General features: G+C 59.3%; 15 protein-coding genes and 2 pseudogenes. 5 read left to right on the forward strand and 12 right to left on the reverse strand.

Features of this window, described 5'->3' with window-relative positions:
• Positions 1-71 precede the first annotated feature (71 nt).
• From A9D14_RS17625 to atpD, 10 genes and pseudogenes are all read right to left on the reverse strand, one after another.
• Positions 72-956, reverse strand: a complete 885-nt coding sequence (locus A9D14_RS17625) for a F0F1 ATP synthase subunit gamma (protein WP_066850733.1) — start codon at positions 954-956, stop codon at positions 72-74.
• Positions 957-1,110: 154 nt separating this feature from the next.
• On the reverse strand, positions 1,111-2,142 hold the full coding sequence (locus tag A9D14_RS20215) for a hypothetical protein (RefSeq protein ID WP_232469167.1): 1,032 nt from the start codon (positions 2,140-2,142) through the stop codon (positions 1,111-1,113).
• Between the two features lie 124 nt (positions 2,143-2,266).
• A complete protein-coding gene (locus A9D14_RS20220; RefSeq protein ID WP_232469170.1) occupies positions 2,267-2,569 on the reverse strand; it encodes a hypothetical protein in 303 nt (100 codons plus the stop codon).
• Entirely contained in the window at positions 2,553-3,434 is an 882-nt protein-coding gene (locus A9D14_RS17635; RefSeq protein WP_066850734.1) for a F0F1 ATP synthase subunit delta, read from the reverse strand. Before A9D14_RS17635 ends, A9D14_RS20220 begins: the two co-directional genes overlap by 17 nt.
• A gap of 3 nt (positions 3,435-3,437) precedes the next feature.
• A pseudogene (locus tag A9D14_RS17640) lies at positions 3,438-3,718 on the reverse strand (F0F1 ATP synthase subunit C).
• Positions 3,719-3,743: 25 nt separating this feature from the next.
• A complete protein-coding gene (locus A9D14_RS17645) occupies positions 3,744-4,445 on the reverse strand; it encodes a F0F1 ATP synthase subunit A (protein WP_066850735.1) in 702 nt (233 codons plus the stop codon).
• Complete coding sequence (locus A9D14_RS17650) at positions 4,435-4,734, reverse strand: ATP synthase subunit I (protein ID WP_332459797.1); 300 nt, start codon at positions 4,732-4,734, stop codon at positions 4,435-4,437. The genes A9D14_RS17645 and A9D14_RS17650 overlap by 11 nt, the downstream gene beginning before the upstream one ends.
• 6 nt (positions 4,735-4,740) lie before the next feature.
• Positions 4,741-5,079: an AtpZ/AtpI family protein gene (locus tag A9D14_RS17655; RefSeq protein ID WP_066850736.1), complete on the reverse strand. Its 339-nt coding sequence runs from the start codon at positions 5,077-5,079 to the stop codon at positions 4,741-4,743.
• A complete protein-coding gene (locus A9D14_RS17660; protein ID WP_066850737.1) occupies positions 5,069-5,461 on the reverse strand; it encodes a F0F1 ATP synthase subunit epsilon in 393 nt (130 codons plus the stop codon). The genes A9D14_RS17655 and A9D14_RS17660 overlap by 11 nt, the downstream gene beginning before the upstream one ends.
• Before the next feature lie 3 nt (positions 5,462-5,464).
• Positions 5,465-6,880 carry a F0F1 ATP synthase subunit beta gene (gene atpD / locus A9D14_RS17665; RefSeq protein WP_066850738.1) on the reverse strand — a complete coding sequence of 472 codons (1,416 nt, stop codon included), beginning with the start codon at positions 6,878-6,880 and terminating at the stop codon, positions 5,465-5,467.
• Between the two features lie 667 nt (positions 6,881-7,547).
• Between atpD and A9D14_RS17670 the strand changes: the two genes are divergently transcribed.
• Positions 7,548-8,000: an SPFH domain-containing protein gene (locus tag A9D14_RS17670; RefSeq protein WP_232469172.1), complete on the forward strand. Its 453-nt coding sequence runs from the start codon at positions 7,548-7,550 to the stop codon at positions 7,998-8,000.
• Between the two features lie 42 nt (positions 8,001-8,042).
• On the opposite strand, the gene A9D14_RS17675 is transcribed toward A9D14_RS17670, so the two are convergent.
• Positions 8,043-9,122, reverse strand: a complete 1,080-nt coding sequence (locus A9D14_RS17675) for an IS5 family transposase (RefSeq protein ID WP_066850739.1) — start codon at positions 9,120-9,122, stop codon at positions 8,043-8,045.
• Positions 9,123-9,178: 56 nt separating this feature from the next.
• Between A9D14_RS17675 and A9D14_RS17680 the strand changes: the two are divergent.
• The 4 genes and pseudogenes from A9D14_RS17680 to A9D14_RS17695 all read left to right on the forward strand — a co-directional run.
• Positions 9,179-9,646 (forward strand): annotated as a pseudogene (locus tag A9D14_RS17680) (SPFH domain-containing protein); the annotation flags it as partial.
• A 121-nt stretch (positions 9,647-9,767) separates the two neighbouring features.
• A complete protein-coding gene (locus A9D14_RS17685; protein ID WP_066850740.1) occupies positions 9,768-10,235 on the forward strand; it encodes a hypothetical protein in 468 nt (155 codons plus the stop codon).
• Positions 10,236-10,437: 202 nt separating this feature from the next.
• Complete coding sequence (locus A9D14_RS17690) at positions 10,438-11,181, forward strand: Bax inhibitor-1/YccA family protein (protein ID WP_066850741.1); 744 nt, start codon at positions 10,438-10,440, stop codon at positions 11,179-11,181.
• A 178-nt stretch (positions 11,182-11,359) separates the two neighbouring features.
• Positions 11,360-12,268 carry a fructose bisphosphate aldolase gene (locus tag A9D14_RS17695; RefSeq protein WP_066850742.1) on the forward strand — a complete coding sequence of 303 codons (909 nt, stop codon included), beginning with the start codon at positions 11,360-11,362 and terminating at the stop codon, positions 12,266-12,268.
• Positions 12,269-12,413: 145 nt separating this feature from the next.
• Here the strand turns inward: A9D14_RS17695 and A9D14_RS17700 are convergent, their stop codons facing one another.
• The gene (locus A9D14_RS17700) at positions 12,414-13,046 is read right to left on the reverse strand and encodes a hypothetical protein (RefSeq protein WP_157668303.1); all 633 of its coding nucleotides are present in this window, start codon (positions 13,044-13,046) and stop codon (positions 12,414-12,416) included.

A 13,046-nucleotide genomic window follows, 5' to 3' on the forward strand; every position in this document is an offset into this window, starting at 1 on the left:
GTGGGTTTGGCCTGTCGTGGAGCGACAATGGGCAATAACATGTCCAATGATGATTGCTCCGACGGCGGCAGTTACCGCGATGATGCCAGAGCGTCGAAGCCGGAGATGACATCGAACAGTTCTTCATCAATGTCGCTCTGGCGCAGCTGATGAAAGGCGGCGCGCAGTTGCTCGAGCAATTCGCTGATATTCTTGTCGGCGCGCTCCATGGCTACCAGCCGGCTCGCATTCTCGCTCGCGAGAGACTCGGCGCAGGCCCGAAAGAGTGAGATGAACAGAAACTCGCGGATGAAGGCGCTCGTTGCCGGATAATTGGCGCCTACGATTTCAGGGAGATTCTGGGCGGGCCAGGGGATGTTGAGCAGATCTTGTTGCCACTGTGTGTCGAGCGGCAACAATCGCTGCCCGACCGGTTCATATAGAGAGCCGGGCAACGGGCGATTGTGGAACACCCACAGACTTGCACCATTGGCTGCTTGCGTTTCACTGGCCAACTGAACCTGCGCGACAAGCGAGGCGATGGCCTGGATTGAACTGGGTACTGGCAAGAGTCCCACTAGTTGCAATCCGGCATCCGCCAGGCGGGCAGAAATACGTTCGCCGATCGCCCACACCAAGCATTTGCCGTGAAGCGCGGCAAGGGTCGTGATCGCGTGCTCGGCGATCACGTCGTTAAACTGACCCACCAGACCTTGATCCGACCCGAAAACAATCGCGCTGACTGCTTTGTTGTGCCCGTGTCGTTCTTCGCCGCGCGCTGGAAGCGGGCGCGCGCTTTGCCGAAAGCAGACGCCCAACCCAAGTTCAACAGCGCGCTGGTAATCGGCCAATCCGCGAACGGATCTTTCGAATTGTCCGATGCTCGATGCAGCCAGGGCCTTCATTGTCCGGACGACGGACTGGAGATCGTCGGCACTCTGGATCTTTCGCTTCAGGCCTTCCGTCGTATTGCTCATGACGTGGCCGTTCCATCCTTCGCGGCTTTGAACTGAGCGGCGACCAAAGGGGAACGATTCCTGGACTCGGCTATTGCGTCTGACGGCGGTGCGCCCTGGAAAGGAGCAAGTGCCTGCCGGGCGATTTCGATAATCGCTGCGCGATCGTCATCGCTCAGCTTTTCGGCGCTTTCCAGTTGCGCCCGCACGTTAGCCGGGATGTTGAGGCAGCCTTCTGAACCGCAAGCTCAGCATTCGCCATCTGGCCGAGCGCAACCGTATCGAAAAGTTTCGTGGTTACGGCCAGAAGGATCGCAATTTGCGCCGGTACTGAGACTGGCGCGTTTTCGGGCTGTTGGAGGCAGGCGCGAATGCGGCGACCATGTTCGATTGTTTTGCGGGTGTCTTGATCAAGCTTGGCACCGAACCGGGCGAAGGTCTCGAGTTCCTCAAACTGAGCATAGGCGAGCTTGAGATCGCCAGCTACAGCGCGGAAAGCTGCGCGTTGCGCCTTGCCGCCGACACGCGAGACGGATTTGCCGACATCGACGGCAGGCAATACACCCAGTTCGAACAACGCAGGGGAGAGATATATCTGGCCATCGGTGATCGAAATCAGGTTGGTTGGAATATATGCGGACAGGTTCTGCGCTTCGGTTTCAACGATCGGGCGCCGTGAGCGACCCGCTTCCGAGCTCCTCGCGCAGGTGCGTTGCCCTTTCGAGCAGCCGCGCGTGAATGTAAAAGATATCGCCGGAAAGGCCTCGCGGCCGGGCGGACGTCGCAATAGCAGGGATAGCTCACGGTAAGCACGGGCATGCTGCGTGAGATCGTCATAAACAATCAGCACGGCGCGACCCTGCGCCATGAAATGCTCTGCGATGCTGGTAGCAGCGTAAGGGGCGATGAAGGTCAGACCCGGCGGATCGTTCCCCTCGGTGACCACAACCACCGTATAGTCCATAGCACCGGCTTCCCGCAGTGTTGCTACCGTCTTTGCAACGGCGGAGGCACGCTGGCCGATGGCACAATACACGCACAGCAGATTCTGATCGCGCTGATTGAGAATGGTGTCGATCGCAATGGCGGTCTTGCCTGTCTGTCGATCACCCAAGATCAATTCGCGTTGACCACGGCCGACCGGAATGAGGGCGTCGATGACCTTGATCCCGGTCTGGAGCGGGATCGTAACTGCCGCGCGATCCATAATGTGCGGCGCGTTACGCTCATGGGCAAAGCGCTCGCTGGTGATGACGGGCCTTTGTCGTCGAGCGGTCGTCCAAGCGGATCGATAACGCGCCCCAGCAAGCCATCGCCTACTGCGACATCCATCACCCGGCTCGTGCGCCCGACTTCATCACCAGCGTTGAGATGAGAATGGGGCCCGAGAGCACAACGTCGATTTCGTCTTCGTCGACATTGAACGCTATGCCGAGCGTGCCGCCCTGAAATCTGATGAGTTCCTCAAAGCCGACGGAAGGAAGGCCGGCCACCTTGGCCACACCAGTGGCAATGGCGGTGATCGTGCCGACCTCCTTCGATGTCAGCTGCGGTTTGAATGTTTTTCGCGCCTGTCCAACTGCGGATAAGGCAGGACCGAGAACACTCGGCAAGTTCTCAGGCTTGACGATCATTCGCCCTTCCTGTCCAGTTTTGATGGTTCAGTGATTTTAGGTTGAGACCCTCGGTTTTCGCGATCGATGTTGAGCCGTACTTTAGGGTGGTCTGGGTCTTTACTTCACCTCTCTCCGCAAGTAGTCCATCGACCTGGCTTTCAAGAGACGTCAGATAATCGGCGATGCTCCAGGCGAGCTTTTGTCCATTTGCGATCAGCTCAATCCCGCCGACCAATTCGGGGGCGACAACGAACCGGACGCGGACGTCGATTGAGAAGATATCGTGGAGCGCTTTTTCGATTGCCGCGCGGTGTTCGGCGGGCAAATCAAATGCGCTGCGCACAAGCGCCGGATCAGGGGTCGTCTCGAGAGCCTTGCCAAGTCGCTCCTTGGACCCGCTGTCCATCTCCAGCAGCCGGTCGATGAAGACCTCGCTTATGCGCTCGTCGACATTCGCGGCGGCAAGATCCTTTAACGCCATTCGCGCAACGGAAAAAACCTCCTGCTGGGCCTGGCGGGAGATTGCTTGATTGAGATTGTGAGCCTCGCTTAGCAGCGCTTCCTGTCGTTTTGCACGCATGCCATCGGCGGCCTTCCGTGCTTCGTCGAGGAGCCGCTGTCGCTCCACGCCCACTTCTATGATCGCCATCTTCATGCGGTCGGTGCGTTGCTGATCGAACTGCTCGTTCTTGCGCCGGAACTCCTCGCGCTCTCGTTCCGCTTCCGCCTTTCTTGCGTCGGCGTCGGCGAGTTCGGCAGCGATCCGTTTTTCGCGCGCATCGATCGCGCCTAGGATCGGGCGATAGAGAAAGCGCTTCAACAGCCACACCAGGATGAGAAAGTTGAGCGCTTGCGCACCGACAGTGAACCAATCGATGAGCACGGACTACTGTCCCGCGGTCTGAGCGATGATGTTACTCCAAAACGGATTGGCGAAGATGAGTATCATCGAGATCACGAAGCAATAGATTGCGACCGACTCGATCATGGCCAGCCCCACAAACAAGGTTCGTGTGATCGTGGCAGAAGCATCCGGCTGCTGTGCCAGCGAGCTCAGCGCCGTGGCGACCGCGCGTCCTTCGCCCAGCGCGGGCCCGATACTCCCAAGGCGATCGTCAGTCCGGCAGTGACGATTGAAGCAATCGCAATTAGCGTCGCGCTATCCATAATGCCTCCTTTTTGTTGACGCCGTTCATGCTGAAGGAACTGGTCGTGGCTCTGATCTAGGACCAGTAACGCGTGTGGCGGCAGCGATATATACGGTGGCCAGAATGCTGAAGATGTAGGCTTGCACCATGCCGGTGAGCAGTCCGAGCGCACTCATCACGACGGGGAAAATGAACGGCGTGACGCTGAGGAGGATGGCGAGGATGAGCGCTCCGCTCATCATGTTGCCGAACAGACGCACGGCGAGTGCCAATGTGCGCGACAGTTCACTGATGATGTTGAACGGCAGCATGATGGCTGTCGGTTCCAAATATGATTTGAGATATCCGCCCAGACCCTGTTCCCGAATGCCGTACAGCGGGACGATCACCCAGACGCACAGCGCCAGAGCCGCCGTTGTCGAAAGCGAACCGGTCGGTGGCTCGTAGCCAGGGACAATCGTGAACAGACTGGCCAAGGCGACGAACAGGAAGAGCGTTCCTAAAAAGCCGATGTATTTCCGTGCGGGCCGCAGACCCACATCTTCGATTTGCTGCTCGATGCCCGTGACGATGATTTCCAGCAGATTTTGCCAGCGCGAGCGGTGCAATTCCGTGGAGAGGTTTCGCGTGATGAGCATTGCGCCAATGGCCAGCACAAGCATCAGACCCCATGTGAACACGATTGTGCCGTTGAGCTTGAAAAAGCCTTGCTGCCAGAAGACCATGTCGTCGGGACTAAGGCGCATGGCGTGCCTCCGCTGCCGAGCGGGTGAGGATATTGGTCGATGAACCCGTCAGCCATTTCATCGTCAGACGTGCGGCCAGGAAGCCAAGGAGGGACATGAGCCAGCGCTCCCAATGTGATCCTCCCACCAGATAGAACCCCGCCATGGTGATGCCTGTCCGCACCAGCATGCTGCCCATGAACCAAAGTCCCGGCTGTCTTGACGAAATACCCCTGCGGACGGTCCACCATAGTCCCCGAAGAAGAACACACCGAGCAGAAGGCCAGCGACCAAAGGTGGCCCCAAAGATCCGAGTTCATTCATGGGTGTCTTCCAGATCGTCCTGCATCGCCTTGTCTTCCTTGGCGATCCAGTGCCACGCGTTGAAACAGCCGATGGCAAGACCCGCCACCAACAGGGCGAGAGTCCAGGAAAATTCGGTTGGATGACGTTGATCCAACCAAATGCCGAGCGCGGCCCCGAGCAGCGTCGGGATTGCTACCGACCAGCCGACGAGCCCCATCATTCCCAAACCGAACCAGACGCCTTTGCCGGCATTGCGCCGAGCCTTCAGTTTTCGCTCCGCTTTAGTGCCGATCGTCTTACCGAACGACTGCTCTTGGGTTCGAGGTGTCTTGGTCGGCCTATCTCTCATCGCGGACCGTCACCAAACGGCGGATGAGGTCGCCCTCCAGTTTTGCCAGGGTCGAGCGCATGTCTTGATCGCGTCGGTCGAATGTCAGGAACTCCCGTTCCACCGCGTCGCGCAACTGGCCAAGGACTGTCCCGCTCAGTGCGCGGCGGGCAGAGACGAGCACCTCGGCGCCAGATTTGATAATCACACCTTCATCGATGGCGACGAAAGTCTCCCCGTCAGAGGGCGTTTCGTAAATCAATATACCGGGGACGAGGGCCGCCACGCAGTCCAGACGGTGCGGTAAAATGGCAAACGACCCGTCCGGCGTTTCGGCGACGATGCGCATCACGTCAGTCTTCTCGACGAAGATCTCGAACGGCAGGAGAATCTTGAGATTCATGGGTCAGCCCGCAGGTTCGAGTTCTGATTGAGAGTTCGTTCTGGCTTCGTCGATCGCGCCGATCATGTAGAGCGCGCTTTCGGGGAAGTCCTTGAATTCGTCACGCAGGATGCGCTCACAGCCGCTCAGCGCGTCCTCGAGACTGACCAGTTTGCCCTTGTGGCCTGTGAACTGTTCGGTCGTGAAAAAAGGTTGCGTCAGAAATCGCTCCAACCGGCGTGCGCGCGCGACGATGTTGCGATCGGCGGGGGAAAGCTGTTCCAGACCTAACATGGCGATGATGTCTTTGAGCTCATCATATTGTGCAAGTGTCCGGCGGACCTCCTGGGCCAGGCTATAATGGCGTTCGCCGACGACGCCAGGGGTGGCCATCTTGGATCTGGACTGCAGAGGATCGACGGCCGGGAAAAGCCCTTCGCTGGCCCGCTTGCGCGATAACACGATCGACGCGGAGAGATGCGAGAAGGTGTGCACGGCTGCCGGATCGGTAAAATCATCGGCGGGCACATAGACCGCCTGGATTGAGGTGATTGCGCCGGTGTCGGTGTTGGCGATGCGCTCTTCGAACCCCGATAGCTCGGTGCCCATGGTTGGCTGATAGCCCAGGCGCGACGGCATCTGGCCCATCAAGCCCGACACCTCCATGCCCGCCTGTATGAAGCGGAAGATATTATCGACGAGCAGCAAGACATCGCGGTGTTCGTCGTCGCGGTAATATTCGGCCATCGTCAGGGCCACATGTCCCACACGGAATCGCGCGCCTGGCGGTTCGTTCATCTGCCCAAAGACCATCGCCATGTTCTGTAGCACGCCAGCGTCCTTCATCGCATCGTACAGCTCTTCGCCTTCGCGGCAGCGCTCACCGATACCGCAAAAGATACTGATTCCGGCGTTGTGTCCGATCATATTGTGAATCATTTCGGTCAGCAGCACCGTCTTGCCGACACCCGCTCCGCCGAAAAGTCCCGCCTTGCCGCCGCGTTCGAGCGGCGCCAGAACATCGATGACCTTGATCCCGGTCTCGAAGATCTCCGATTTGGTCGAGCGGTGCATAAGCGAGGGCGGTGCGCGGTGAACCGAACGCCATTCGACTTCGGACAAAGCAGCTTTGCGGTCTATGGCGTTACCAAATACGTCGACCATCCGTGAGAGCACGGACTTACCCACGGGGGCCTTGAGCGGCCCGCCTGTGTTTTCCACCGGCGAGCCGCGAGCCAGGCCCTGTGTCGGTGTTAGGGCAATGCCCCGCACGTGGTGCGCATCTTGCTGCGCCAGCACCTCAATGACGATCTGTCTGTCCGGGCCGGCACGAAGCACGGAATAGATGGGCGGTAAATGATCCTCGAAACGGACATCCACGACACTGCCGCGAACTGCGACGACCACGCCAGCCTTCGCCAATCGCGACGCAGTGCTCATGGCGCCGTGCCAAATGTACTTGCCAGCTGACCTTGGCGTCCGGACGGCCGACAACTTTGCAAGGTTCGAGGGGCGGAGAATGGGCAGGGGGAGGACTCCGCCCCTCGAACGACGCCTGCGCGCTGCTGATTGTTGCCATTATCGCGCGCAGGAACGATCGAAATCATGGATGCGCGCAGCAACAGCGAGGGGCGTATCCCGACCTGGACAGCATGTGAGAATCTCCGTCTGCAAAGTCGTTTCATCAACTGCGGCGCGCCTGGGGCCACTGCAGTGGTTGTCGTTGATTCTGAGATTCTGACGTTCTTCATCTGCGATTCTTACACTTGAAATCTGATTTCTTGGCCTGCGTCGCCCCAAAGGGCATGCGATGGTCGAATCGAGCATATCGATCGTTGTCCAGCCTCCCGGTCCTGAGCCCGAACGCCTGACATGCATTTGTGGTTTGGTTCGGATCATTCACGGCAGGCAGCTGCGGACCGGACTCGGGACATCACCGACATTCTCATACGCCGATTTGCGATGGACGGAGGCGATTCATGGTCTGGCGACCTTCCTTCATTCCATGGCTCTGTAAGATTTCGAATTTCGGCGCGTCTTTGATGGCGTAGTTGCCTCCTATTGGGGCAAGCAGCACATGACAGTGTCCAAGCGATCGGAGAACGAGATGCAGTACGACGCGAGCGGCAACATCTTTACCATAATTGTCATCCTGTTCATTGCGCTGGCAGTTTTCGCAGGCTCGATCCGCATTTTGCGGGAGTATGAGCGCGCGGTTATATTCACGCTCGGTCGTTTTACTGGGGTCAAAGGGCCCGGGCTGATCTTTATTTTCCCGTTTGTACAGACCATTGCACGCGTTGATTTGCGTACGATCGTTCTTGACGTGCCGACCCAGGACCTGATCTCGCGCGACAACGTCTCCATTCACGTGAACGCGGTGATCTACTTCCGCGTGATCGATCCGGAGCGTGCGATCATTCAGGTGGAGCAATTCGATTACGCAATCAGCCAGCTGGACACCCGCAACAACCATGATTTTGGCGCCGTGATTGGGCGGGTTGCGGGGATTGCCGCGAGAGACGCTATTGGAAAGGTTGGATTGGCCAATTTTCGGTGATGTCTTTGGCCTTCCGGGCCTTTTTGTCGATTTCAGGCGCACCTATCCCGTGGCTGCACATCGCTCATGGAAGATCAGGCGGTCGAAGTTGTAGGCGAGATTAGCCAGCGTGAGTTTTGCCTGCGCACGGGCAATGCCGATGGTGCGGATAAAGAGGCCATAGCGGTTCTTCTGGTGGGCAAAGACATGCTCGACCCTGGCCCGGATAGCCGACTTTGCAGCATTCGCGCGTGCCATGTTCTCGGGCATCGGTCTGCCCTTGGGCTTGCGGCGATGGATGCGGCTCTTGAGCATGTTGGCCTTCAGCAATGCCTCGTTCCTGGCGCTACGATAGGCGCTGTCGGCCCAGACATCGCCAGCGGTGTTGGCGGTGTCGATCACCCGGCGCAACTGGCGCCCGTCGCTGTCCGCTGCCGATGTCACCGCTGCTTTGCGAATAAAGCCGAAGCGCCGGTCGATGCTGATATGCGACTTGTAGCCAAACACGGGTGTGGCGATCTGCGGCAGCGGGGTGCCGTCGGGGCGATAACGGATCTTGCCCCCGATCTTCAACGTCCAGCGCGCATCGACATCCTTCTGGTGAGCCTTGTTCGGCTTGCTCCGCCAGATCTGCCTGGCTGACTTGCCGGCTTTGATCGCGGCCTTCTCGTCCTCGGTGTTGCGCTGCTTGGGCGCGGGCACCAGCGTGGCATCGACGATCTGACCGCCCATCGCCAGGTATCCTGCCTCGCGCAGTTGCTGTTCGAACGCCTGCATCAACGCCTCAAGCGTGCCGCTCTCGGTGAGCCGGTTGCGATAGTGACGGATGGTGTTCTCGTCCGGCATCGCGCCGCCAAGGTCGAAACCGAAGAAGCGCATCCAGCTCAGCCGATCTCTGATCATGAACTCCATGCGCGCATCCGACAGATTATGCTGCGCCTGAACCATCAGCACTTTGAACATCGCCACGGGATCGAAGGCCGGGCGACCGCCCTTGGCGCCGTCGCTATAGCCAAGCCCGCGGGTCAGAAGCGGCCGGAAGCGTTCAAACTCAACCGTGCCCGCCAAAACCTCCAGCGGATCGCCGTCCTTGCTCAGCCGGTCCAGGTGCTCCGCAAGCGAAAATAGGCTGCGTGGGTGCATCGACACTCTCCGTTCAATGCCCCGAGTGAATCACAGCACGTGCCTCAAAGCGAGGGGTTTTTGCGGGTGTCCAGCTAGCGCAGACCACGCTTCGCTCGGTGCTCGGCAAGCACGAACTCGACGAAATGCTCTCCGAGCGGGACAAGCTCAACAAGGACATCCAGGAAATTCTCGATGCACAAACCGACGCGTGGGGAATCAAGGTCGCCAATGTCGAAATCAAGCATGTCGATATTCAGGAAAGCATGATCCGTGCGATCGGCCAGCAGGCTGAGGCCGAGCGCGAGCGCCGGGCCCGGGTCATCAATGCCGAAGGCGAGCAACAGGCGGCGCAAAAGCTGCTGGAAGCGGCTGAAACTCTTTCGGCACGTCCTGAAGCCATGCAGCTTCGCTATCTGGGTGCTCTGGGCACAATTGCCGGAGATAAGAGCTCGACCATCGTTTTCCCGTTCCCCATTGAATTTGGAGGATTGTTCGAGACTCTGGCCAAGCAAAAAGATGCGCCTGGTGGCGGCGACGCGTAACCCGTAGGGCAAGCCGATGCAGTCCTGCCCCTTGCCCGGACGTAACAAAGAGGAAGATGCCTTCACTATGAGATACAGATCGTTCTGGCGCCAAGCGCTTGCTACGCTGGGCCTAGCAGGAATGCTCTTCGCTCCGGTCACAGCCAACGCGGGTGTAATCGATGGTTCTCAGAGCGCGGGCGGTCTCACGGTGTATCTAGGCGTGGTGCCGGCGGCAGTGGTGAAGGGTCATCCAACCGGCCATCCCGAGGCGGAGATGCATGGCGGCACGCCGGCAAGCTCTCACAGCATGCACATCACGGCCGCTGTCTTCGAAAAGGCTTCAGGGGCCAGAGTCAAGGACGCGAATGTCACCGCGCATATCCTCGAGCCTGGCGGAATACAACGATCGGTTCGCCTGCAACCGATGACTGTCGCGGGCGCGCTGACTTTCGGCGGGTACACAACCTTTGCCCGAGGCATTAATTACCGGATCGGAATTGTCGTGGACCGCCCGCCGCACATGCTGCCGTCGCAATCGAAGCAGACTCCGCACGCGATGCATCGCAAGCCGTCTGTGACGGTGCATTTCACCTATACCCATGATTGAAGCATGTCGCGCGGCAACCCGGACGGTTGACAGGTGCGTTCCAGCGACGACGGAGGCCTTCCTCTTCCATGGCGCTCTTGTCGTCTAAAGCGCGGGTCTGCATAGCGACAGCAAACTGTAATTCACCGGAGGCTCAAACGTCTTCAGAGGGCGGCGGCAGAAATTCGGCACCGTCAGCGGTCCGGCGCAGGAGGACTTCAGAATGGCAGACCCACTCAAAACTCTAGATCAGCACCCCTTACGGTCCCGCGCGGGGGCGCCCGCCCAAATCTACGATTCGGGGCTGCGATCCTATATGCTCGGCGTCTACAATTATATGGCCAGCGGATTGCTGCTCACCGGCTTGGTCGCGCTATTCGTGGCCAGCACGGACAGTGTACGCGCACTGTTCTTTGCTGCAACCGGAGCGCCGACAGGATTGGGCTGGGTCGCTGTATTCGCGCCCCTGGCGCTAGTGCTTGCCCTGAGCTTTGGCATCAATCGGTTTTCCGAGACGGCGGTCAAGGCCATGTTCTGGAGCTACGCGGCACTCATGGGCGTGTCGCTCGCTACCATTTTTCTTGCTTACACTGGGGTCAGCATCGCCCGCACCTTCTTCGTGGCGGCATCGGCCTTTGCCGCGTTGAGCTTGTGGGGCTATACGACCAAGCGCGATTTGTCCGCGTGGGGATCGTTCCTGATCATGGGCGTGTTCGGACTGATCATCGCCATGCTCGTCAACAAGTTTCTGAAATCCTCGGTGATGGACATGATCGTGAGCGGCATTGGAGTTCTGCTGTTTGCCGGGCTCACGGCCTATGACACCCAGAAGATCAGGAACATCTATTCTGAGGTTAAGGGCAGCGATTTCCGCGGCAAGGCGATCGTAATGGGTGCACTGACGCTGTATCTCGATTTCATCAACCTGTTCCTGTTTCTGCTCCGCTTCATGGGTGAGCGCCGATGACCATACCCGCTGGCAGCTCCAACGGGCGCGGTAATGCACCTTTTCCGGTTCCTCCGGCCGAAGGTCCTGGCGGTCGCGAGCACGGCGTATTCAAACGGAGTGCAAGGCGTGAAATCTGCCGCCGGAAGGAAGTGACACGCAAGAAGGCATCCTCCGCCCGGATGAACGGAGGCGGTGCATGCACGACCCGGTACTGATGGCGCAAATCATTGGCGGTGCCGGCTTCGTTGCTGCGCTCGACCAGTCAGGCGGTTCGACGCCGACCGCGCTGACAAACTATGGCATCAGCGCTCACGATTATTCCGGTGAAGAAGAGATGTTCGCCCTCATCCATCAGATGCGGAGCCGGCTCATTACCGCTCCGTCGTTCGATGGCCGCAAGATCCTGGGTGCGATCCTATTCGAGAAAACGATGGAGGGCGAGGTGGACGGCACGCCCGTGCCGGACTTGCTCCGGCAGCGTGGCATCGTGCCCTTCGTCAAGATCGATCGGGGTCTGGAAGACGAAAAGGATGGTGTTCGGCTCATGAAGCCGATCCCGGGTCTCGAGACCTTGCTTGACCGCGCAAAGGCCAAGGGCATTTTTGGCACGAAAATGCGTTCGCTGATCAACGCGGCGTCCGCCGGAGCCATTGGCGCTATTGTCGATCAACAATTCGGCATCGCAAATCGCATTCTGGACAAGGGCCTGATGCCAATCGTCGAGCCGGAGGTGAACCTGAAAAGCAAGTCGCGCGCCGAATGCGACACTATACTTCTTGGCGCGCTGATGAAAGCACTCGATAAACAGCCAATTGGCCGCCGGGTGATGCTCAAGCTTTCCATGCCAGCAGCGCCAGACCTATTTGCGCCGCTTGTGGGACATCCCAGCTGTGCGCGGGTGTTGGCACTTTCGGGCGGGTATTCGCAGGAAGAGGCTTGTGATGAGCTGGCAAAAAATCATGCGCTTGTGGCAAGCTTCAGCCGTGCGCTCCTGCAGGATCTGCGCGCCGGGATGGATGACGAGGAATTCAATCGCGTGCTCGCCGAAGCCATTGAGCGGATTTACCGCGCGTCGACCGTGAAGACCGCTAACAACCCGGTGTGAATCTTTCGAGAGCTGCCAGCGGGGGCTGCATTCGCCTGTTCCCGCTTACGTTCCGTTCGATTTGGCTTGCGCCTTCCAGCACATATCGCAGACCGGGTCGCCGCGGGAGAGCGTCTGTCGCCGCTCATAATGGCCTCGGCCGCCGTCATTCGCGATGATGTCGGCGCCGGGCCAGTCGTACCGGCACCAGCTTTCGTAAAGAGGCTTCTAGATCGCCGCAGTCGCCCGTTTCCGCAATGAGGGTCCGCATAAGGGTCTGCGGCGGACAGTGGGTAAAGTGGGTGATGAGGTCGTCGCCCTCCCGGCGCACCTCCACCGCGTAACCCGGTGCGCCAGGCGCGTTGAACGGAAAACGCAGCAGCAGTCCGATCGTGCCGCGTAGCCGCTTGCCGGGATCCCGCGTGACCAGACGGAGAGGGAGCGAATTCAGCCGGAGAAGAAGCGCATAGACGTTCCACCCGATGTCGGCGACCGCGCTCCGCGACGATTCTCTGGAAAGCCCTGCTTCGAGCAAGGCCCGATAGGCCGCGGCGGTATAGATGGCTAGCTCCACCATGAGGCGATTGCCTGCGCTCGGAAGTTGACCAAGATCGGACAAGGGGCGCAGTTCCTTCGCCTGTGGCTCCAGGTTCGCGAGGAACAGATCAATCTCATCCGGCAACCAGCGCAGCCACACGCCATCTAACCGCTCGAGAGTTCTCGTTTCGAGCACCTTGCGCGCCGACCTGCTCAGCCTCCAGCGGATCAGCCGACGGACAGGGCGCCAGAGCATATTCAC

This window comes from Croceicoccus marinus, from assembly GCF_001661675.2.
Classification (GTDB): Bacteria; Pseudomonadota; Alphaproteobacteria; order Sphingomonadales; family Sphingomonadaceae; genus Croceicoccus; species Croceicoccus marinus.